The organism is Caulobacter sp. (assembly GCF_017744445.1).
Classification (GTDB): Bacteria; Pseudomonadota; Alphaproteobacteria; order Caulobacterales; family Caulobacteraceae; genus Caulobacter.
In genome coordinates this window covers 1-20,541 of record NZ_JAGIBH010000009.1, presented here as the reverse complement: position 1 = coordinate 20,541, position 20,541 = coordinate 1, and the positions used below count along the sequence as shown (strand labels likewise).

19 protein-coding genes and 1 pseudogene are annotated in these 20,541 nt (G+C 68.4%); 6 read left to right on the top strand and 14 right to left on the bottom strand.

Annotated elements, in window-relative coordinates:
- Positions 1-99 precede the first annotated feature (99 nt).
- The 9 genes from J7528_RS14050 to J7528_RS14010 form a co-directional block, all read right to left on the bottom strand.
- Positions 100-1,188 carry a DUF2336 domain-containing protein gene (locus J7528_RS14050; protein WP_291875404.1) on the bottom strand — a complete coding sequence of 363 codons (1,089 nt, stop codon included), beginning with the start codon at positions 1,186-1,188 and terminating at the stop codon, positions 100-102.
- On the bottom strand, positions 1,185-1,802 hold the full coding sequence (locus J7528_RS14045; protein ID WP_291875401.1) for a hypothetical protein: 618 nt from the start codon (positions 1,800-1,802) through the stop codon (positions 1,185-1,187). The genes J7528_RS14050 and J7528_RS14045 overlap by 4 nt, the downstream gene beginning before the upstream one ends.
- A gap of 60 nt (positions 1,803-1,862) precedes the next feature.
- On the bottom strand, positions 1,863-2,621 hold the full coding sequence (locus J7528_RS14040; protein WP_291875399.1) for an ABC transporter permease: 759 nt from the start codon (positions 2,619-2,621) through the stop codon (positions 1,863-1,865).
- Complete coding sequence (locus tag J7528_RS14035; protein ID WP_291875396.1) at positions 2,618-3,367, bottom strand: ABC transporter ATP-binding protein; 750 nt, start codon at positions 3,365-3,367, stop codon at positions 2,618-2,620. The genes J7528_RS14040 and J7528_RS14035 overlap by 4 nt, the downstream gene beginning before the upstream one ends.
- Positions 3,364-3,585 (bottom strand): hypothetical protein, encoded by a 222-nt coding sequence (locus tag J7528_RS14030; RefSeq protein WP_291875393.1) that lies wholly within the window; start codon positions 3,583-3,585, stop codon positions 3,364-3,366. Before J7528_RS14030 ends, J7528_RS14035 begins: the two co-directional genes overlap by 4 nt.
- Positions 3,585-4,586, bottom strand: coding sequence for an ABC transporter substrate-binding protein (locus J7528_RS14025; protein WP_291875391.1), 1,002 nt, complete (start codon positions 4,584-4,586; stop codon positions 3,585-3,587). Before J7528_RS14025 ends, J7528_RS14030 begins: the two co-directional genes overlap by 1 nt.
- 206 nt (positions 4,587-4,792) lie before the next feature.
- Positions 4,793-6,871: an MASE1 domain-containing protein gene (locus J7528_RS14020; RefSeq protein WP_291875388.1), complete on the bottom strand. Its 2,079-nt coding sequence runs from the start codon at positions 6,869-6,871 to the stop codon at positions 4,793-4,795.
- Positions 6,872-7,191: 320 nt separating this feature from the next.
- Positions 7,192-9,267: an ATP-binding protein gene (locus J7528_RS14015; RefSeq protein WP_291875385.1), complete on the bottom strand. Its 2,076-nt coding sequence runs from the start codon at positions 9,265-9,267 to the stop codon at positions 7,192-7,194.
- 110 nt (positions 9,268-9,377) lie between these two features.
- Entirely contained in the window at positions 9,378-11,219 is a 1,842-nt protein-coding gene (locus J7528_RS14010) for an ABC-F family ATP-binding cassette domain-containing protein (protein WP_291875382.1), read from the bottom strand.
- Positions 11,220-11,430: 211 nt separating this feature from the next.
- Between J7528_RS14010 and J7528_RS14005 the strand changes: the two genes are divergently transcribed.
- The 4 genes from J7528_RS14005 to J7528_RS13990 all read left to right on the top strand — a co-directional run bounded on the left by J7528_RS14005 (position 11,431) and on the right by J7528_RS13990 (position 15,254).
- A complete protein-coding gene (locus tag J7528_RS14005; protein ID WP_291875379.1) occupies positions 11,431-13,359 on the top strand; it encodes a PAS domain-containing hybrid sensor histidine kinase/response regulator in 1,929 nt (642 codons plus the stop codon).
- A 173-nt stretch (positions 13,360-13,532) separates the two neighbouring features.
- Positions 13,533-14,060: a hypothetical protein gene (locus J7528_RS14000; RefSeq protein WP_291875377.1), complete on the top strand. Its 528-nt coding sequence runs from the start codon at positions 13,533-13,535 to the stop codon at positions 14,058-14,060.
- A 1-nt stretch (position 14,061) separates the two neighbouring features.
- Positions 14,062-14,784: a hypothetical protein gene (locus J7528_RS13995; RefSeq protein ID WP_291875374.1), complete on the top strand. Its 723-nt coding sequence runs from the start codon at positions 14,062-14,064 to the stop codon at positions 14,782-14,784.
- Positions 14,785-14,912: 128 nt separating this feature from the next.
- Positions 14,913-15,254, top strand: a complete 342-nt coding sequence (locus J7528_RS13990) for a hypothetical protein (RefSeq protein WP_291875372.1) — start codon at positions 14,913-14,915, stop codon at positions 15,252-15,254.
- Positions 15,255-15,270: 16 nt separating this feature from the next.
- Here the strand turns inward: J7528_RS13990 and hfaD are convergent, their stop codons facing one another.
- Genes hfaD through hfaA form a run of 3 tightly spaced genes read right to left on the bottom strand, consistent with a single transcriptional unit; the run spans position 15,271 to position 17,895 of the window.
- On the bottom strand, positions 15,271-16,524 hold the full coding sequence (gene hfaD, locus J7528_RS13985; protein WP_291875370.1) for a holdfast anchor protein HfaD: 1,254 nt from the start codon (positions 16,522-16,524) through the stop codon (positions 15,271-15,273).
- Positions 16,442-17,455: a holdfast anchoring protein HfaB gene (gene hfaB, locus J7528_RS13980; RefSeq protein WP_291875367.1), complete on the bottom strand. Its 1,014-nt coding sequence runs from the start codon at positions 17,453-17,455 to the stop codon at positions 16,442-16,444. Before hfaB ends, hfaD begins: the two co-directional genes overlap by 83 nt.
- Positions 17,452-17,895, bottom strand: a complete 444-nt coding sequence (gene hfaA, locus J7528_RS13975; protein ID WP_291875364.1) for a holdfast anchoring protein HfaA — start codon at positions 17,893-17,895, stop codon at positions 17,452-17,454. The genes hfaB and hfaA overlap by 4 nt, the downstream gene beginning before the upstream one ends.
- 160 nt (positions 17,896-18,055) lie before the next feature.
- Here hfaA and J7528_RS13970 point away from each other — a divergent pair, with 160 nt between their 5' ends.
- On the top strand, positions 18,056-18,703 hold the full coding sequence (locus J7528_RS13970) for a rhomboid family intramembrane serine protease (protein ID WP_291875362.1): 648 nt from the start codon (positions 18,056-18,058) through the stop codon (positions 18,701-18,703).
- Positions 18,704-18,807: 104 nt separating this feature from the next.
- Positions 18,808-19,239 carry a CBS domain-containing protein gene (locus J7528_RS13965; RefSeq protein ID WP_291875359.1) on the top strand — a complete coding sequence of 144 codons (432 nt, stop codon included), beginning with the start codon at positions 18,808-18,810 and terminating at the stop codon, positions 19,237-19,239.
- A 102-nt stretch (positions 19,240-19,341) separates the two neighbouring features.
- Here J7528_RS13965 and J7528_RS13960 read toward each other — a convergent pair whose 3' ends face one another.
- Both J7528_RS13960 and J7528_RS13955 read right to left on the bottom strand, forming a co-directional pair.
- Complete coding sequence (locus tag J7528_RS13960) at positions 19,342-19,773, bottom strand: Rrf2 family transcriptional regulator (protein WP_291875356.1); 432 nt, start codon at positions 19,771-19,773, stop codon at positions 19,342-19,344.
- A 325-nt stretch (positions 19,774-20,098) separates the two neighbouring features.
- Positions 20,099-20,541 (bottom strand): annotated as a pseudogene (locus tag J7528_RS13955) (hypothetical protein); the annotation flags it as partial.

Below are 20,541 nucleotides of genomic sequence, written 5' to 3'. Positions count from 1 at the left end.
TCATGGCGCTTGGGTTGATTGGAAAGGCGTGGCGCTCATAGAGCCCGCGCAAGAGCTCTTCCATCTGGGCCCCGGCTTTCGCCGGGGAGACGGAATCTCTTAAGCCGCCGCCACGTCGCCCGTCTGCCGGCGCAGGCGCCAGAAGCGGATCGTGCGCAGGGCCGACTCGCGGGGCAGGGCGGCGTACAGCTCGCCATAGGTCTTGGCCTTGAGCATGACGTCGTCGGTCGGCTCGAGGATCAGCAGGGCGAAGGTCAGGAACAGCGAGCGGTCGAAATCGGCCGCCTTGCAGATCACCGACAGGGCGTCCATCTCGCGCCGGTCCAGGATGCGGCGGGCGGTATGGAAGTCGACCTCGGCCATGTCCGCCAGGGCCACCAGAAACAGAGTGGTCTTCTTGCCGCGCAGCATGTTGGCCAGGATCTGCGGCGAGACCTGGGCGCGGGCGCGGAGGGTGCGGAACTCGGCCTCGGCCTCGGCGTGGTCGGCCGGCAGCGCGCCGTCCTCGACCGCGACCTTCTTGCGGCCGGCGGCCAGGGCGGCTTCCAGCACGGCCGGATCGACGCCGGCGTTCTTTTCCATGATCCGGTCGCGCAGGCGCGCCTCGACCACGAAATACATCTCGTTCAGCAGGTCGACCGGCAGGCTGTGGCGGTCGACGACGGCGTCGTGCAGGGCCGGGTTGGCGGCGGCGCGGTCGACGACGGTCTCGTGGGCGGCGCGAGACAGCACCGCGCCCTCGTTGCGCAGCAGGACGCCCAGGGTGTCGTCATCGCCGCGCTGGACAATGGCGTCCGACACGGCGCTGGACACGCTGGAGCGCTGCGAGATCGCCCGCAGGTGGTCCTGGCCCTGGGTGCGGGCCACGTGCAGCAGGTCTTCGTCGGTCAGGGCCGTCGAGCTGCGCAGGATCGGCTCGGCCACGGCGATCGAGCCCGAGGCCAGGGTGCGCGACACGCCGCGCGGCGCGGCCGGAGCCTCGCCCAGGCGTTCGGCCAGCTCGATCTGGACGGCCTCTTCCATCTCGCCGGCCAGTTGGCCCAGCACCTGGTCGAACAGGGCCATCTCGACGCCGTTCGAACCGTCGGCAGCGAACAGCATGTCGGTGACGCCGCGCAGCAGCTCGCGGCGCTTGGCGCTGGAGGGCTCGTTGGCGAGGGCGATCAGGTCGTGAAGCGACTGGCTCACTGGCCGTCCTTGTCGGGTTTGGCGGACCATTCGCCGTCTTCGCGCGGTTTGTCCTCGTCGTCCGGCGCGCTGGCCGGGGGAGCGATCAGGACCATGCGCGGCGGACCGGCGGCGGGGATGGCGTCGGGGGCCATGCCGAACTGGCGGCCGACCGAATAGGTGCGGGCGCCGACCTGGCCGTTCGGCAGGCTGGCCTGCTGCTGGGGCTGGTACAGCGGAGCCTGGGCCACGGGCGCGACCGGCGCCGGCGGGGCGTCATAGATGCTCTGCGGCAGCTCGCGGGCCTGGGGCGCCTGCGGGGCGTAGGCCGGGGTCTGCGGGTGGAAGGCTTGGCGGGCTTGCGGGGCCTGCTGGGGTTGAGGCGCCTGCGGGGCCGAGCGCGCCCACCAGGGCTGGGTCTGGACGGCGGTCTGGGCGGTGGGCGCGACCATCTCGCGCTTGCCGCTCCAGCCCAGGCTGCGGCCGGTATAGGCCTGGCCGGTATAGCCGGGCGCGCGGCCGTTCATCGGCTTGGCGGCCCGTTCCGGCGCGGGGCCGTAGCGGCTCTCGCGCGAGCCTTCGGCGTGCGCAGTGGTCGCGCAGGCGAGGACAGCGATGAGGACGGCGGCGCGCATGGGCGGAGTCCGGACGAAAGGTTCGAGCTTCCGTCCTAGGCCGCGCCGCTTAATCTTGCGCTAACGACCACGCCAAACGGCGAGAAGTCGACTCTCCAGCACTTCCATCAGGGCATGTAGCACGACGCCCAATATGGCCAGGGTCACCAGCGCCGCGAATACCTTGGCCGTCTGCAAGCGGTTGTAAGCTTCCAGGATTCTCCAAGCCAGGCCTTGGGCCCCGCCCGAGCCGGCCACGAACTCGGCGACCACGGCGCCGATGACGGCCAAGCCCACTGCGACCTTATGTCCTTCCAGCAGGGCGGGCACGGCCGAGGGCAGGCGCAGGCGGATCAGGCGCTGCCACGGGCTGGCGCCATAGAGGTCGAACAGGCGGGCGAGGTCCGGATCGACGGACTTCAGCCCGGTCAGCGCGCCCGAGAAGATTGGGAAGAAGGCCACGACGGCGGCCAGGCCGATCACCGCCCGCTCGGGGTGGTCGATGCCGGCCCAGATGGTGACCAGCGGCGCGATGGCGACCAGCGGGGTGACCTGCAGGGTTACGGCAATCGGACGGACGGCGTCTTCCAAGAGGCCGTTCAGGCTGACGGCGAAGGCCAGGGCGCAGGCGATCAGGCTGGAGATGACCAGGGCCAGCAGCGCCGTCGACAGCGTCGCCCAGGCCGAGCCCAGCAGCAGCGGCCAGCTGCCCAGGAACGCGGTCCAGATCCCGCTGGGCGCGGGCAGCAGATAGGCCGGGACCGCCAGCACGCGGCAGGCGATCTCCCAGCCGGCCAGCAGGGCGGTGATCAGGATCAGCGGAGCCAGGACGCGCTTCACGCGGCTCGCTCCGTGGCTTGCGCCAGCAGGGTTGAGACCACCTCGGCGGCGGCGCGGAAGGGCTCGGTGGTGCGGAAACCTGGCGGCCGCACGACCGGACCGTCGATGGCCACTTCGCCGGCCACGAGGCCGGGCCCGGGGGTCATGACCACGACGCGGCGGGCCATATAGACGGCCTCTTCGACATTGTGGGTCACGAAGACGACGGCGGGCTTCAACTCGTCCGCCAGGGCCAGGACATCATCGGCGAGGGTGCGACGGGTGATCTCGTCCAACGCGGCGAAGGGCTCGTCCAGCAGTAGCAGGCGTGGGCGGGTGACGAGGGCTCTCGCGAGAGAGGCGCGCATGGCCATGCCGCCCGACAGCTGGGCCGGACGAGCGGTCAGCGCCGCGGCGAGGCCGACCTTGCGCAGCGCCTCGTCGGCGGCGGCTTGCGCCTCTCGCTTGGACGTCCCGGCCAGTTCCAGCGGCAGGGCGACGTTGTCCCGCGCCGACAGCCACGGCGCCAGGGTGTGCGACTGGAAGACCACCGAAGTCTCGCCCTTGCCGGCGGCGCGGGTCACGGTACCGCGCGTGGGCTGCTCCAGTCCGGCCAGCAGCCGCAGCGCCGTGGACTTGCCGCAGCCCGACGGTCCGACCAGGGCGACGATCTCGCCGGCCGCCAGCGACAGGTCGACCGGCCCTAGCGCAAGGCCTCGGGCGTAGTCGACCTCGACGCCGGACAGGCTGGCGATGGGCAGGGTCATCCGTGCGTGATCAGTCTGAACGCCGCCTGCGCCATCAGGGCGGTGAGCGCCAGCAGCACGCCACAGGCGACCCAGAAGACCGGTGCGCTCTGCACGCGGGTCACCCAGCCTAGGGGCTTCAGATAGATCTTGCCCGTCTTCAGCGAGATCCCGGCCCAGGCGAGGGCGGCCAGGGCGATCGCCAGATCAATCAGGCCCTCTTCGATGTGCGGCGTCATCATTGACCCTTTGGCAGGAACTGCAGCGTGTAGGCCTTCTTGAAGTCCATGTCCTTGGGATAGACGCCCTGCTCGGAGGCGACCTTGAAGAACTCCGCCCAGCGGGCGTCGCTCATCTGGCCGATCTCGCCATCCTTGCCGACGATGCCGTAGGACCGCATCTTCTCGCGCGCCTGGTCGAGGACGTCCTGGGTCATCTCCGGATTGTCCTTGAGGATCGCCGCGTCGCCCGGCTTGGCGTCGCCGTAGAGGTAGGATTTCCAGCCCGCCGCCGTGGCCTCGATGAAGGCCTGCACGGCCGCCGGGTTCTTGGCGATCAGGCTGTCGGGGACCAGGGCCATCGAGGCGTAGGCCGGATAGCCGCTATCGGCCAGCAGGAAGACCGCCGGCTTGATCTTGCCTTCCTTCTCGATGAGGTACGGCTCGCTCGTCGCATAGCCCTGCTGGATCACCCGCTTGTCGGCCAGGAACGGCGCGGACGAGTAGTTATACTTGCGCACCTGGGCGTCGGTGAACTGGTACTTGGCCTTCAGCCAGATCCAGAAGGCGGTGATCGAGGCGTCCGACAGCAGGATCGGCCGGCCCTTCATGTCGGCGATGCCGTTGATGCCTTGATCCGGGTGCGCGATCAGGACCTGCGGGTCCTTCTGCATGAAGGCCGCCACGGCTTTGACCGGCGTGCCTTCCTTGGCCAGGTTCATGACGATGAAGCTGTTGGAGCCGACGCCGACATCGACCGCGTTGGTGGCCAGGAGCTGGGGCACGTTCACGGCCGGCCCGCCCTGGATCAGGGTCACCTCCAGGCCGCGCTTCTTGTACTCGCCGGTCGCCAGCGCCTGATAGTAGCCGCCCAGCTCGGCCTCGGCCCGCCAGTCGGTGGCCAGTTTCAGCTTGGTCACGCCGGCGGGGGCGGCGTCTTCCTTCTTGGCGGGAGAGCAGGCGGCGAGAAGGGCCATCAGGCCCAGGGCGGCACATGAGGCGGCAAAGGCGCGACGCTGCATCGGAAAGGTCTCCCCCGTGATCGCGGTCAAGTTAGGGGCGTCGGGTCGGAGTTCCAAGCCTCCATCATCCGCCTCCCCGGCGAAGCCGGGGCCCAGATGGAAAGGCGCTGGGGTGAGTTCCAGGAGCGCTGAGCTGATCCAATCAGGCCAAGCACCATGGGATCTGGGTCCCGGCTTTCGCCGGGAAGACGGGATTTCTTTGAGGTCTAGGCCTCAGCTCCAGCCTTGCCGTGGTTCAGCCACCGCTCGACCTTGGCGTACAGCACCTCGCGCTGGATGGGCTTGGCGATGTGGTCGACCATGCCGGCGGCGTAGCAGCGCTCGACCTGGCGGGGCAGGGCGTCGGCGCTCATGGCGATGATCGGGGCCTTGCCGCGCACGCCGGGCAGGGCCTTGATCGCCCGGGTCGCCTGCAGCCCGTCCATCTGCGGCATGTGGATGTCCATCAGGATGACGTCGTAGTCGCCCATCATGGCCTTCTCGACGGCCTGCTTGCCGTTCTCGGCCACCTCGACCTCGCAACCGACCAGCGTCAGCAAGGCCTCGCCGATCTCGAGATTGATCGGATGGTCGTCGACGATCAGGACTCGCGCCGCGCCGGGTGTCGAGACCTTGGGCCGTTCGGGCGCCTCGATCGCATCGGCGATGGGGGCGCTCAGTTCGACCCAGAAGCACGAGCCGCGGCCCGGCACGCTGTCGACGCCGATCTTGCCGCCCATCACGTCCACGAGGGCGCGGCAGATGGCCAGGCCCAGGCCGGCCCCGCCATGCAGCCGGCTCATCGAGCTATCGGCTTGGCTGAAGCGCTGGAACAGCAGGGCTTGCTTGTCCAGTTCGATGCCGACGCCGGTGTCGATGATCTCGAACTTCAGGCGGTCCTCGATAACGCCTTGCTCGACGATCAGGCGGGCGTCGATGCGGCCCTCGTCGGTGAACTTCACGGCGTTGTTGAGCAGGTTGATCAGCACCTGGCGCAGGCGGTCGGCGTCCAGGTCGTGCAGGGCGTCGACCGGGTCGATGATCTCCAGCTCCAGCGACAGGCCCTTGGCGCGGGCCTCCGGCGCCATGATCGCCACGGTGTCGCGCATCAGTTGTGCGGCCGAGGTCGGGGCGGGCAGCAGCTCGATCAGGCCGGCCTCGACGCGCGAGAAGTCCAGGATGTCGTTGACCACGGTCAGCAGCGCCGCGCCGGCGCTATCGATCAAGTTGACCTGGCGGCGCACCTCCGGCGGCAGGTCCTCGCGGGTGGCCAGCAGCTGAGCGAAGCCGAGCACGCTGTTCAAGGGCGTACGGATCTCGTGGCTCATGGTGGCCAGGAACTCGGTCTTGGCCTCGGTGGCGGCCAGCGCCCGGCTGCGGGCGGCGCGGGTCAGGAGTTCGCGGCGTAGGAGCAGGCGCTTGAGGCGGTCCTGCTGGGCCAAGGCCAGGCCGGCGGCCAGGCTGGTGTAGAACAGCACCGCGATGAACACCTGGATGGTCCGGGCCTGGGCGACGGGACCGAGCACGGCGTTGAAGCGCGGCGAGGCGCCCGACATGGCGATCGGCAGGGTGATCACGGCCACGATCACACAGGCCATGGCCGCGCCGCGCGCGCCCAGGCGATAGGCGGCGGCCAGGGCGACGGGGAAGATCAGGAACGGCGGCGCGCCCGAGGCCGGGTGCGCGCACAGCAAGGTGACGGCCGCCACGGCGAACATCAGCAGCAGCTGCTCGCGCCAGTCGCGCTGGAACGAGCGGCGGTGTTCGGCGTCGATCAGCACCAGGGTGGCGGGCAAGGCGACGGCCAGGCCCAGGCCGCAACGCAGGAACCAGTCCGTGACGCCGCGCACGAAGGGCTCGCCGTAGCCCAGGGTCAGGATCCCCGCGACCAGCAGGCTCGCGGCGGCGGCGACCGGGGTAGTGACGGCGGGCAGGAGGATCAGCGAGCGCAGGCTGCGGATGCGCGGCGCGCCGCGCCACAGCTTCTGGCAGATGGCCCAGATCGCCACGGCCTCGCTGGTATCGATGACAACGTAGAGCAGGGCGCGCAACAGGGTGTCGCCGACCAGCAGGCCGATGATCAGGTGGAAGGCGACGAAGACCACGCTCAGCGACAGGCCGCGCGAGCCGGTCAGGGTCAGCAGGCCAGCGGCCAGCAGGGCGTTGGCGGGCCAGAAGGCCGCGACGCCCAGCGGCGTGCGGGTCAGGTATTCGCTGAAGGCCAGGCTGACGACGGTCGCGACCGCCAAGGCCAGCAGCAAGGCGGCCTGACGTCTACGTTCCTGCGCGGCCAGCCTGTGCGGCATACCGTTTCCGTCCCCCAAAGCAGCCCGCGTCGTTACACGGGGGTCCAGCGTAGGACAGCCGAACGGTTCGGGCGCCACGCCAAACACGCGCCGCCCCGCCGCCTCGCGGGTACGACGCTGACATCAATACGCCTGAGCGTTACGGAGTTGCCGGGTTATCGCCTTGTGTGTCGTTTGGCCGCAGGACGCCTCCGACCCGCGTCGACCTCTAAGCGATTGTATTTCCCCAGGCTTGCATTCTTGGACTGACGTTCAGGCGCGCTGACAATGCATGGCCGGCGGCACAATTCAAGAGGGCGAACTCCCGGCATGCGTGCGGGCTACGCCGCCGCCTTGTTCCTGGTCAGCCAGTGGTCGACCACGCGGTATAGGGTCTCGCGGTCGATCGGCTTGGCGATGTGGTCGACCATGCCGGCGCGACGGTAGCGCTCGACCTGCTGGGGCAGGACGTCGGCGGTGACGGCGATGATCGGCGCCTTGCCGTGGTCGCCGGGCAGGGCGCGGATGGCTTCGGAAGCGGCCAGCCCGTCCATGCGCGGCATGTGGATGTCCATCAGGATGACGTCGAAGCGCTGTTCCCCGGCCAGGCGCACGGCCTCGTCGCCGTCCTCGGCCACGGTCACGTCGCAGCCGGCCAGCACCAGCATGGCCTGGCCCAGTTCGCGGTTCATCGGGTGGTCGTCGACCAGCAGGATGCGGGCGGCGCAGGCGGTGTCGTTGCCATCGGCGAGGGCGGGCGCCTCGGCCGGCTGAGCGGGCAGGGTCACCCAGAAGGTCGAACCTTCGCCCGGCGCGCTGGTGAGGCCGATCTCGCCGTCCATCAGCCCGACCAGCGCCTTGCAGATCGCCAGGCCCAGGCCCACCCCGCCGAAGGTGCGACGGATCGAGCCGTCGGCCTGCGAGAAGCGTTGGAACAGGCGCGCCTGCTGCTCGGCCGAGACGCCGATGCCGGTGTCGGTGACCTCGATACGCAGCGTGTCGCCATTTGCCGACAGCCGCGCCGTGACCGCGCCCTCTGGCGTGAACTTCACGGCGTTGTTGAGCAGGTTCAGCAGCACCTGGCGCAGACGGCTGCGGTCCAGGCCGTACAGCGCCGCCTCGTCGGTCTGGATCTCGACGACCAGCTCAAGGCCTTTGGCGACCGCATCGGGCGCGACGATGGCCACGGTCTCGCGCAGCAGGGCGGCGGGCGAGACGGGGGCCAGGTCCAGCTGGATGCGCCCGGCCTCCAGGCGCGAGAAGTCCAGGATGTCGTCGACCAGGGTGACCAGGCTGTCGCCGGCCCCGGCGATCAGATCCAGCTTGCGACGACCGTCGGCCGACAGCGGCTCGGTGGCGCGCAACAGCTCGGAGAAACCCAGGATGCTGTTAAGGGGCGTGCGGATCTCGTGGCTCATGGTGGCCAGGAACTCGCTCTTAGCCTGGCTGGCGGCCTGGGCGCGGGCGCGGGCGGCGCGGGCCACGGCGCTGCGGCGGGCCATCAGGATCTTCAGCCGATCTTCGCGATGCAGCGACAGGGCCGAGGCCAGGCAGGTCATGAACATCGCCGTGACGAAGACCTGGACCAGGCGGATGCGGTCGGGCTGGGTCCAGCCGACCGTGAAGACGAAGTCGTTGGCGGCCCACAGGCTCATTGGCGCGGCGAAGGCCACGACGATCACCGCGCTCCAGGCCGCGCCGCGCGGCCCCATCTGGAACGCCGCCAGCATCGCCGCCGGGAAGATCAGGAACGGCATGGCCGGACCGCTGCGGGCGAAGGCCAGGATCGTGCAGCCGGCGACCAGCAGATAGAGGCCGGCCTGGACGTGTTTCGGGCGCAGGCGCGGATCGCCGGCGCGCCGAGGCTCCAGGATCACCAGGGTGGCGGGCAGGGCGATGGCCATGCCCAGCGAGGTGCAGGCCGCCCAGTCGCGGAAGAACGGCCAGAAGCTCAGGTCCAGCACGATGCTGGCAAGGCCCGCGCCGACGAAGGCCATGCCGATGGTGATGGGCAGCGCCGCCCCGATCAGGCTCAGGGCCTGTCGCACGCTGCGCAGGGCGGCGCGGCCTCGGGTGACGCGGTAGGCGACGAGCGCCATCAGCAGCGTCTCGACGGTGTCGACGGCGCCGTAGATACCGACCAAGGCCCAGTGATCACCGGCCAGGCGGTGGTTGACGGCGATGGTGATCAGACTGGCGATCAACAGGATCGCCTGGCGGCCGGGCGTCAGGCGCAGCAGGCCGGCGGCGACCAGCGCATTGACCGGCCACAGCGACGGCATGCCGTTGCTGTCGCGGGTCATGTGGTCGCTGAACATGAACAGGGCGACATAGGCCAGGATCAGGCCTAGCAGAACGCGGTTCTGCCGGCTGTCGTCCCGGTCGGCGACATGCGCCACGCCAATCGTCAAAGCCATGTGCCCGCCCGCCCCAAGCGTCCAAACTATGAACCAAAGGCGTGCAAGGGGTTAAGGATGCGACGGGAGGTCCGCATGCGGCATTGCGACGCATACGGAAAGATATTCGGTCAGCCGTTGGCCAGGGCTTCCTTCTTCTCCTCCAGCTCCAGCCACTCCATCTCGGCCTGCTCCAGGTCGGCGCGGGCCTTGTCCAGGGCCTTCATGGTTTTGTCGAAGGCGGCCGGGTCGCGGGTGTAGAGGTTCGGATCGGCCAAGGTCTTCTCGAAGCCCGCGATGATGGCCGGGCTCTTGGCGATCAGGGCCTCGCACTCTTCCAGGCGGCGCTGGTCCTTGAAGGTCAGTTTGCCGGCCTTCTTGGGCGGCGCGGCGGGGGCGACCGGCGCGGGCGCCTTGGTGGCGCGTCCCACCGGCGTGAACGACGCGCCGAGGGACGCGCCGCGCGCGCCTTTGAAGAAGTCGGGGCTCTGGTCGATCAGGTCGGTCCAGCCGCCGGGAGTCTCCAGCACCTTGCCGTGACCGTTCATGGCGATGGTCGAGGTGGCCAGGCGATCGATGAAGTCACGGTCGTGGCTGACCAGGATCAGCGTGCCGTCGAAGTCGGCCAGCAGGTCCTCCAGGAGGTCCAGCGTGTCCATGTCCAGGTCGTTGGTCGGTTCGTCCAGCACCATCAGGTTGGTGGGATTGGCCAACGCTCTGGCGAGGAGCAGGCGGTTGCGCTCGCCGCCCGACAGGCTGGTGACCGGCTGGCGCAGCTGGGCCTCGGTGAACAGGAACTCCTTGGCGTAGCCGGCCACGTGCTTGGGCTGGCCGCGCACGATGATGCTGTCGCCGCCGCCGGGGGTCAGGAAGTCCCACAGGGTGATCTTGTCCGACAGCGCCATGCGGCCCTGGTCGATGTACGAGACCTCCAGATTGGTGCCCAGGGTCACCGTGCCGGCGTCCAGTTCCAGTTCGCCCAGCAGCAGGCGGACCAGCGTGGTCTTGCCCGCGCCGTTGGGACCGACCAGCGCCACGCGGTCGCCGCGCAGGATGCGGGTCGAGAAATCCTCGACGATCACGCGGTCGCCGAATTTCTTGGTCAGGTGCTTGGCCTCGACGACCTTCTTGCCCGAGGTCTGGGCGCTCTCGATGGCCATGTACATCGCGCCGCGCTTGTCGGCCTGCAGGTCCTTCTTCTGGGCGCGCAGGTCCATCAGGGCGCGGCGGCGGCCTTCGTTGCGGGCGCGACGGCCTTGGACGCCGCGAGCCAGCCAGGCGTTCTCGCGCTCCAGCACCTTGTTGAGGCGGCGCTCCTCGTCCGCCTCGGCGGCCAACACCTGCTCGCTCCAGGTCTCGAACTCGCCAAAGCCCTTGTCCAGGCGGCGCACCTTGCGGTGCTCCAGCCAGAAGGTGCGCTGGGTGACGCGGTTCAGGAAGGCGCGGTCGTGGCTGACGATCAGCGCGGCGCACTTCGAATTGGCCAGTTCTTCTTCCAGGGTCTGGATGGCGAAGATGTCCAGGTGGTTGGTCGGCTCGTCCAGCAGCAGCACGTCGGGCTGCTCGGCGAAGGCGCGGGCGAGGGCCGCGCGGCGCTTCTCGCCGCCCGACAGGCCTTGCGAGCTCTTGTCCGGATCCAGGCCGAAGTCGGCCAGCGCCGCTTGGGCCTCATAGTCCTCGGCGCCGCCGGCGGTGCAGTAGTCCAGCAGGGTGTCGCCGGTGATGTCCGGCTCCTGGCTGACGAAGATGATCTTGGCGCCCGGCTGCACGGCGCGCTCGCCGCTGTCAGGCTCGATGCCCTGGTTGGCCAGGATCTTCAGCAGCGTGCTCTTGCCCGCGCCGTTGCGGCCGACCAGGCAGGCGCGCACGCGCGGCTCCAGGGCCAGGTCGACGCCGTCGAACAGGGGCTTGGCGCCGTCGGCGAGACGAACGTCCTTGAGGGCGAGAACGGGCGCGCGGGTGGGGGAGGCCATACGTCTTCAAAACTTTGGGGGCGGCGGAATGCCGCGGAGGTGAGGGGCGTATAGCAGGCTCAGCGCCGAGGAAACGCCAAAATCACGGCCCAGTTTGCAGTTGATCCAGGTCAAGGAACGTCGGTTCGCGAATGCGACAAATTGGCCTGTTAACGGCTCGCCAAGCGTGAGCTTGCTACGAACCTGGCCTTACGGAGCACAAGTATTCGCCTTGACGTTGAACTCGGAGAAGATTGCTGCTTCTGATCTCCCCGGCCTGCTCGGCCTGGGTTTCGATCAGCTGCGCCGTCCGATCTGGGTGTTCGACGACGTCAGGAAGCGAAAGGTCTACGCCAACCGCGCGGCGCTGGACCTCTGGGGCGCGGCGACGCTGGACGACCTCTTGGCCCGCGACTTCTCCGACCAGTCCCCTGCCGTGCGCACCCGCATGGAGGACATCGCCGCCCGTATCGAGGGCGGGGCGGCCGTCGAGGAGCGCTGGACCTTCTATCCCAACGGCGTCCCGGTGGCGGTGGCGACCACCATCTCGCGTATCGCTCTGCCGGGCGGCGGCCACGGCATGCTGCTGGAAGGGGCGACGGTCGAGATCGACGCCGAGCAGCAGCGGGCCATCGAGGCCCTGCGACACACCAGCGCCCTGGTGTCGCTGTACGACGCCGACGGCTTCCGCATCTTCGGCAACCCCGCCTCGCTGGCCAGCTATCCGGGCAGCGGCGTGCGCTTCGCCGAGATCTTCGCCAATGGCGACGCCGGTGGCGCGCTGTGGAGCTCGGCCCTGGACGGCGAGGCCGTCGAGGGCGCCTATCGCGTAATCACCGCCCAAGGCGAGCGCTGGCACGGCCTGGCCGCCCGCCGCACGCCCGATCCGGTGACCGGCGAGCTGTGCGTCCTGGTCAACGAAACCGACATCACGGAAGAGGTCGAGGCCCAGTCCGCCCTGGCCGACGCCCGCGAGCTGGCGGAAGCCGCCATGGCCGCGCGCCAGGATTTCCTGGCCAACATGTCCCACGAGCTGCGCACGCCGCTGACCAGCATCCTGGGCTTCACCGACCTCCTGGCTGCCTCGCCGCTGACCGGCGAGCAGCAGCGCCGCCTGGGCCGCATACACGACGCCGGCACGGTGCTGCTGGACACGCTGAACGACGTCCTGGACTTCGCCAAGCTGGAGGCCGGCGGCGTCAATCTGGAGACCCGGCCGTTCGAGCTGCGCGCGCTGCTGAACAAGGTGGCCGGCATCTTCGAGGCCCAAGCCCTGGCCAAGGGGCTGGACCTGGCGCTGCAGGTTGATCCGGCCTGTCCCGACTGGCTGGAAGGCGACCCCGATCGCCTGCGCCAGGTGCTGGTCAATTTCCTGGGCAACGCCATCAAGTTCACGGGCGCGGGCTCGGTCACGCTCAGCGCCAAATATCGGGTTGGGGCCTCGGCGGGTTCGGCCCGCATTGAGCTGGCCGTATCTGACACCGGTGTCGGCGTGCCGGCGGCGATGCTGGAGACCGTCTTCGAGCGCTTCGCCCAGGCGGGGCCCGAGGTGGCGCGCAAGTTTGGCGGCACCGGGCTGGGCCTGGCGATCAGCAAGGAGATCGTCCAGCTGATGGGCGGCGAGATCGGCGTCGACAGCATCGCGGGGCAGGGCGCGCGTTTCTGGTGCGTGCTGGACCTGCCCATCGTCGCCGCGCCCGAGCGCCTTGAGACCGAGGCCGCGCAGGACACGATGCGGCCGTTGAACCTGCTGGTCGCCGACGACAACGAGGCCAATCGCGAGCTGATCGGAACCCTGGTCCGCGCCATGGGCCACGCGGTCGATGTCGTGGCCGACGGCTGCGCGGCGGTCGAGGCCGCGGCCTCGGGCGGCTACGACCTGATCCTGATGGACGTGCAGATGCCGCGCATGGACGGCCTGACCGCCACGCGGGCCATCCGCGGTCTGGGCGGGGAGGCGGCCGCGACGCCGATCATCGCCCTGACCGCCAACGTCCTGCCCGACCAGGTCGCCTTCTATCGGGCCAGCGGCATGGACGATCACGTCGGCAAGCCGATCAATCCGCGAGAGTTGCTGCTGAAAATCGCGCTCTGGGGCGAGGCCCGCGACGATGGACAGGCGGCGTCCGCCGGACGCGCGACGGACGGCGGCCAGGCCTAGCCAATTGTTATAGAATGTTGCGAAAAACCCTTGCGGCGCTTGGGTTTCACGTCTGAGGGGCATGTTGTCGCAGGCGGGTCATTTCGCACGTCTACGTCTCGACAGACGACGGTGTTCGATCAATACATCGCGCACGATATAAAACGTTTGCACGAATCCGGAGCCTCGATCCCATGTCGCGTTACCGCACCGCTCTGATCATCGCGGCGACCGCCGCCCTGACCGCCGCCGGCGCGCAGGCCGCCCCGTTCCCACAAGGCCTGGCTCAGCTGGCCTCGACGGCCGGCAAGAGCGCGCCGTGCGCGTCGGGCAACGCCGCCATGGGCGCGGCGGTCGGCGCGGGCGCCACGGCGCTGGCCAAGAAGACCGGCGTCAAGAATGCCGAGATCGTCGGCGTCGTGATCGGCGCCCTGCTGACCGACAAGATCGCATGCCTGCTGAATCCGGGCGAGCAGACCGCCGCCGCCACCGCGACCCAGAGCGCCATCACCCAGGGCGTCGGCTCGAACGTGAAGTGGACCTCGACCAGCCGTCCCGATGTCAGCGGCACGTCGTCGGTGCTGAGCGAGACCAAGCGCCCCGACGGCGCCCTGTGCCGCGCCGTCCGCGACGTGGTGATCGTCGGCGGTGAGGAGACCAAGGTGACCAAGACGCTCTGCCGCGCCGCCGGCGCCACGGGCTTCACCCTGGCCCAGGGCTAGCATGACGCGCGCCGCCCTCCTGGCCGCCTGCGCGGTCCTGCTGTTCAGCGCGGGGGCGGCCAACGCCCTGGGCGCTGACGCCGACAACCCGACCTGCCCAAGCATCCAGAAGGTGTTCGGCCCGCTCTCGGGCCCGGTGCAGGTGCAGTCGGCCAAGGTCGGCGGTCGCCGCGTGGTCAAGTTCAGCGGCGCTATCGTCCCCGGCGCCGCCGACAGGCTGGAAAAGGCCCTGGAAGGCGGTGAGCCGGTCGAGGAGATCTGGATCGGCTCCAGCGGCGGCGACGCGGCCGAGGGGCTGAAGATCGGCAAGCTGATCCGGTCGATAGGCGTGCCCACCCGCGTGCCGTCCGGCTGGGGTTGCGCCAGCGCCTGCAACTTCGCCTTCATGGGCGGGGCGATCCGCATGATCGACCCCAACGCGACCTTCGCCGTGCACATGTTCACGATCACCAGCAGCGCCGACTACCAGGCGTTTGTCGACGTCACCCGCAAGGGCGGCGATTCCAACATGACCCTGAACAATATCGCTCGCCGCGAGCAGGCCTCGGCCTTGCTGGCGTCCGACGAGAACGACTTCCTGATCCGCATGGGCGTGTCGCGCAAGCTGTTGACGGAGGTGATGTACCTGCAGAAGGCAGACACCTTCCAAGGGACCGACAAGTCGACCCTGCGCTGCCTGACCCCCGACGAAATGCAGCGCTATAACGTCGTCAACGCGGACTAGCGGGCGCTCTTCGTCGCCCAGAAAAACGGCATCTGGGTCGGCCGCGCATGGGCGTGAACCGGCTCAGCTTGGCGAACCGCCAGGCGTTGCGACTTCATCAGGTCATCCGCGTCCTTGAGAGAGATGCCATGACTGCTGTTCGTCACGTCGCGCTCGCCGCGATCCTGGCCCTTGCGGCCGGGAACACCGCCCTGGCCCAGTCGGCGCCGGCCTCGCCGCCGCCCGCCGCCGCGCCTGCTCCCGCCCTTGGTCTGGACACGCCCATCGAGGTGCTGGTCGCCATGCCCGCCGCCAAGGCGGCGCTGGACGCCGACATCCCGGGCCTGACGACCCACCAGATGTACGAGAAGTTCAAGCACGAGAACCTGCGCACCCTGGCGCCGAAGTTCGGCGGCGCGATCACCGACAAGGACCTGGCCAAGGTGCAGGCCGACCTGGCGGCGCTGCCGCAGGCTAGGACTGGGGGCTAGGGAAGGGCGGCGGGCGCTAGTTCGGCGCGCTGATGTTGAAGCTGGCGTTGTTGCCGATCGCCGTCGACACGCCGGTCACTTGACGGCCGCTGGACGTGATCGTGGTGCTGGACTTGGCGCCGATGTCGGCGCTGTTGGTCTGGTTGTTGGTTACGGTCATGCGGCCGCTGCACTTGGCGCAGACATAGCCCGTCACCGCATTGCCCATGGCCGTGGCGGTGGTCACTGCGTCGTAGCCGTCGTTACCCTCGAAGCTGGCCGTCGCCTCGACCCCGCCGCCGTTGTTGGTCTGCAGGTTGTCGAGCACCAGCTCGGTCCCGACATTGTTGACCTGCGAGGAGTTGCCGGCGGCGTAGGCCTGGGTCTGGGCCGCGCCGAACTGGTACGAAGTGCCCTCGGCCTGGCCGCGCACGTACGAGGTGTTCCACTGGTTGGACGTCACGTCCATCAGCGGGCCTTCGTTTGTGGCCGACAGGTTGTTGCCGGTGGCCGTGGCGGTCGTCGCCGTCAGGTAGCTGTTGCCGTAGGCGGTGAACTTGCTGGCCTGGGTCACCTCGGCCGTATTGGCCTGGTCGGTGATCGCCCGGGCGGCCGACTGGTTGCCACCCTGGATGTTGATGTTGTTGCCGGTCGTGGTCGAGGTGACCGCGCTGGTCCCCGAGACGTACTGCACGATGGCCCCGCCATCGGCGAGCGTGTTGGCGCTGTTGTTCTGGCTGATGCGCAGGCCGGCCGAGCCGTTGTCCAGGTTGACGCCGGCGGTGTTGCCCATGGCCAGGGTCGAGACCGTCAGGTCGGCGGCTTGGGCGTTGGCCGCTTCGACCTGGCCGCGTGCCGTGACCTCGCCCGAGTTCACCTGGACCGCGAAGGCCGAGATCGTGCCGTTCGAGGCCGAGAGCGACGTCGAGTTGCCGGCCGCGGTGCTGCGCACGGCGCTGGCCGCGCCGGCGTTGGCGCCGACATCGACAATGGTGTGACCGTAGACGGCGCCCTGGTTTTCCTGGTTCGAGGTGACCGCCACGTCGGCATTGGTCACGCCGCCGGACAGGCCGTTGGCCTGGGCGACCGTGCTGGCGGTCACGCCGTCCGACACTGTCTGGACGTTGAGGGTCTGCTCCGAGAAGATCTCGCCCAGGTTCAGCTGGTTGTTGAGAACCGGGCTGGGCGAGCTCTGGGCGAACGCGGGGCTAGTAACGGCCCCGCTTAGAATCGCGCACATCGGGATCGCGGCGAGCGTTCCAGCGAGACGGGTCATCGCGGGTTTGCGCATTGTTCGTTCCCAGATTGTCATAGGCCGGCACGAAGGCGCCCGTCTGGCCGACCGTGGCGTCGCCGAACGGGTCGTAGCGTAGGCAGCTTTGCGGGCCGGGCATGCCGTAGAGATTAGCCGCCATCTCGACGGTGGCGCGCTCGATCAGGGCGCGCACCGCCAGCTGCATGGGCTCGAGAGCGCCACGGCCGGCCGAGATGTCGAACAGGTTGCCGTTCAGGAAGTCGAAGATGCCGGCGCTGACTTCGCGGCCGACCACCTGCTTCTGATACGAGATGACGTCCACCACCTCGAGCGTGCGGGTGTTCACCATCCGCAGGTCCAGGGCGATGTTCATGATAAAGACGCGGCGGCGGAAGTTGCCCTTCAGCCCGTCGGTGTCCTTGTCGCCGGCATAGGCGTCGATGCCCGCCGAGCGGATGTTGTAGTTCAGCTCGGTGATGCCGCCGACCACATAGAAGTCCGAGCCCGGCACCTGGCCGGCCAGGATCTTGCGGTAGTCCGCCGGCGCGTCTGGCGCGCTGTTGGGGCGATCCGAGATCAGCTTGTTGTTGGCGTACTTCAGTTCGAACTCCGACACCGAGGTGTCGAAACGCTCGACCATGGGCATGCCGGCCTTGGCGAAGGCCGAGAAGGCCATCAGCGAGGCGCCTTGCGTGACCTTGCGGCCCGAGCCGTCGGACTCTTCCTTGCCGGTATAGTCGGCGATGCGGCCGATCGCGATGCGGGGCGCGGCCACGCGATTGGCGCGGGCGTACTGGTTCAGGCACACCAGGGCGGCCGAATAGTCGGTCGGGTTGGCGGTGACCGGGGCGGTGCCGATCGGCTTGGCGTAGTTGCCGGCCGTCGAAGCCACCGGCACGCTGCCGCAGCCGGCCAGGGCCGTCGCGCCCATCAGGGCCAGCACCAGAGCTGTGCGCTTCAGACTCATTGAGCGGTCCCCGCCTTCACCACGTTCGAGCCGGCGGTAACGTTGCCGTTGTTCACCTGGCTGGAATTGACGATGACCGTGTTGTTGTTGCCCTGGGTGATGACCGTCAGGTTGTTGCCGATAGCGGTCGAGCCGGCATAGCCGCCGATGCCGCCCACGCCCGAATAGGCGTCCAGCGACCCGTTGCTGCGGCTCGACGAATAGACGCTCTGGTCCGAGCCGGTCAGCATGACGCCGTCGACGATCACCCGATTGCCGTTCACGTCGCGGGTCGAATACTCGACCATGCGGTTTTCCTGGCCCGAGCTACGGCCGTAGCCGGCGTTGAACGAGGCCGAGTTCGTCGTCATCGTCTGGGCGGCGGCGACGCCACACGCGCACAGGCCGGCGAGGGCGGCGGCCGTCGCGACGCTGATCTGCTTTTTCCGATGCCTGGCCATACGCGGCTCCGCGAACTGTCGACACGGAAAGGGCAAGCAACCCTCGTGCCAAAAAGATACAGCCTGAGGGATAGCCCCAAGACCGAGAAAAAATGGTTAAGCGCCGGCTCATGGTCGGCAGGTGGTTCGAATCGTCGCGGGACGCCCTAGATAGAAAGCCATGAGCGACCCGCAGCCGCGCCCCGAGCCGATCTTCAACGCGCCCTGGCCGGCCCTGCTGGCGGCGGCCGCCGTGATCGTCCCGCATATCCTGCTACTGAGGGCCGACGACGCGACCCTTCAGTCCCTGGCCTTGGTCCCGCAAGAGTTCTGGGAGGGCCGCTGGACCGGCGCGATCACCATGATGTTCGTGCACGCTAATTGGATCCACGCGATCCTGAACGCAGCCTTCGCCCTGGCCTTCGGGGCGCCCGTCGCCCGGCTACTGGGACTAAATGGCCGGGGAGGGGGCATCTTCTGCCTGTTCTATTTGGCGTGCGGCGCGCTATCCAGCGTGGGCTACGCCGCGATCCATCCGGACTCGATGGCGGTGGTGGTCGGCGCCTCGGGCGCGATCTCCGGCCTGATGGGCGCGGCGGCCCGGACCATGGACTACCAGGGAGCCGTCGGGCCGGTTCTGGGGCCGCGTGTCATTTCGCTGGGCCTGGGCTGGTTGGTGGTGAACCTGGTCATGGCCGTCGTCGGCGGCTTTCCAGGCATGGGCGGCGCGGTCGCCTGGGAGGCGCACCTGGTCGGCTTCGCCGTCGGGGTCCTGCTGATCGGCCCTTTCGCGCAGTGGGCCGGACCGCGGGCTGAACCCGAAGCGTAAGCAGTTCCTGTTACAGCCGTAAGAGATAGAAGCGGCTGATCCCCATTGATCATGGGAGCTTATTGCGAGACCCTTGTTCCCTAAAGAACATAGGGAGACGCGCAGTGCTGGTTTCTCAGATCCTCAAGGACAAGGGTGATCTCGTGTTCACGGCCTCCCCACAGGAGACCGTCGGCGCCGCGGCGGCGCTACTTCATACAAGGCGGGTCGGGGCCATGGTGGTGGTCGACGACAAGGAGGCCGTGGTCGGCATCCTTTCCGAGCGCGACATCGTCCGGGTGATCGCCAAGGAAGGGGCCGGCGCGCTGACCAAGCCGATCGCCAGCTGCATGACCTCCAGCGTGGTCTTCGCCCAGCCGGACGAGTCGATCGACATTCTCCTGGAGCGCATGACCGACCGCCGCATCCGCCATCTGCCGGTGGTGAGGGGCGAGCGCCTGGCCGGCATTATCTCGATCGGCGATCTGGTGAAGTACAAGATCAGCGAGACTCAGGCCGAGGCCGACGGCCTCAAGGCCTACATCTCGGCGGGCTGAAGCCTTCACTGTGATCCTCGCTCAAGCAGCGAAGCGGTAGCGAGGATCACGAAGAGACGCGCTCCTTATATAGAGAGCGCTCTATATAGAGAGAGTAGGGCGCTAGCCCTCGATCAGCTCGGCGCCGACGCCCCTGGCGGCGTCGGCCACGCTGTAGCCTTCCAGCACCGCGGCTGTCGCGTCGCGTGCGCGCAGCAGCGCCTCGCGCAGGGCGCAGGTCGCCAGGTCGCGGCAATCCTCGCAACGCCGGAAGGCCGTGCGGCTGACGCACGGGGTCAGGGCCAGGGGGCCGTCGACTAGGCGGATGATCTCGGCGAAGTTGATCTGCTCGGCGGGACGGCCCAGCACATAGCCGCCGAACTTGCCGCGCCGGCTGACCACCAGGCCCTCGCGCGAGAGAGACAGAAGAATGGCTTCCAGGAACTTGCGCGGCGCATCGGCGCGTTCGGCCAGCTCACCAGCCGTGACCTGCCCGTCTTCACGAGCCAGTTCGATCATCGCGCGCAGGGCGTAACGCGCCTTCTGAGACAACATGGACGCCGACTACCTTATATAAGCGCGCGCCTACGAAGGCCGCGCTTGCAGAGTGTTCAGCCTTCTGAGGGAGGCGAGGCCCCAGTGCAAGTCCCGCGTGACGGCGTTCATGCACAGGGGAATGGCCTGTCTGGGGATGGAATCGCGATTCCCTGCTTGCCGGGTGGGAAATCGACCTCTAGAAGCCGCCCCTCGCTTCGGGGCCACGGCCCGCCGGACGAAACCTTGGCCTTCGGGGCTTGCGTTTCGGAAAGTGGATCGCTAAGTTCCGCAGCCTCAATCGAATCCCTTCGGACTTACGGCGCTCCCAAGCGGCGCGCCTCGGTCACCTTTTGCGCTCTGAAACGGCTCCGGCCTCGAAGAAAACAAAAGTGAAAAGGTTGGTTGACCCGGAGGTTTTGCTTCTGTAGAAGCCGCCCTCCAAGAAATGCTGAAGAGGTTCGCAAGAGCTTCCAAGTATTTCGACCCAGGAATGAGCTTCTTTCTTTTGAAAAAAGTTCTTGACTGGTTCCGGTGACTTCTTTAGAAGCTGCCGGCTCTGCCGAAGACCTCCGGGTCGGTTGGCGGTGAGGTCAGAAAGTTTTGAAAAAAACGATTTGACACGGAATTCGAGGTTCGCTAGATAGCCGCCTCCGCCGACATCGGGCGCTAAACGGATGGGGCCGCTGAGGCGGTTCGGGTCTTTGACATTGTTGATTTGGAAAGAGAAACGCAGGCGTCGGCGTCGCCAGGCAGCAGCTTCAGGGCTTCGCGCGCGTCTCGCTCCGC

Coding starts and splice junctions, on each gene's coding strand:
- J7528_RS14045 (WP_291875401.1), bottom strand. CDS start 1,802: ATGCGCGCCGCCGTCCTCATCGCTGTCCTCGCCTGCGCGACCACTGCG.
- J7528_RS14035 (WP_291875396.1), bottom strand. CDS start 3,367: ATGACCCTGCCCATCGCCAGCCTGTCCGGCGTCGAGGTCGACTACGCC.
- J7528_RS14030 (WP_291875393.1), bottom strand. CDS start 3,585: ATGACGCCGCACATCGAAGAGGGCCTGATTGATCTGGCGATCGCCCTG.
- J7528_RS14025 (WP_291875391.1), bottom strand. CDS start 4,586: ATGCAGCGTCGCGCCTTTGCCGCCTCATGTGCCGCCCTGGGCCTGATG.
- J7528_RS14020 (WP_291875388.1), bottom strand. CDS start 6,871: ATGCCGCACAGGCTGGCCGCGCAGGAACGTAGACGTCAGGCCGCCTTG.
- J7528_RS14015 (WP_291875385.1), bottom strand. CDS start 9,267: ATGGCTTTGACGATTGGCGTGGCGCATGTCGCCGACCGGGACGACAGC.
- J7528_RS14010 (WP_291875382.1), bottom strand. CDS start 11,219: ATGGCCTCCCCCACCCGCGCGCCCGTTCTCGCCCTCAAGGACGTTCGT.
- J7528_RS14000 (WP_291875377.1), top strand. CDS start 13,533: ATGTCGCGTTACCGCACCGCTCTGATCATCGCGGCGACCGCCGCCCTG.
- J7528_RS13995 (WP_291875374.1), top strand. CDS start 14,062: ATGACGCGCGCCGCCCTCCTGGCCGCCTGCGCGGTCCTGCTGTTCAGC.
- J7528_RS13990 (WP_291875372.1), top strand. CDS start 14,913: ATGACTGCTGTTCGTCACGTCGCGCTCGCCGCGATCCTGGCCCTTGCG.
- hfaD (WP_291875370.1), bottom strand. CDS start 16,524: ATGCGCAAACCCGCGATGACCCGTCTCGCTGGAACGCTCGCCGCGATC.
- hfaB (WP_291875367.1), bottom strand. CDS start 17,455: ATGAGTCTGAAGCGCACAGCTCTGGTGCTGGCCCTGATGGGCGCGACG.
- hfaA (WP_291875364.1), bottom strand. CDS start 17,895: ATGGCCAGGCATCGGAAAAAGCAGATCAGCGTCGCGACGGCCGCCGCC.
- J7528_RS13970 (WP_291875362.1), top strand. CDS start 18,056: ATGAGCGACCCGCAGCCGCGCCCCGAGCCGATCTTCAACGCGCCCTGG.
- J7528_RS13960 (WP_291875356.1), bottom strand. CDS start 19,773: ATGTTGTCTCAGAAGGCGCGTTACGCCCTGCGCGCGATGATCGAACTG.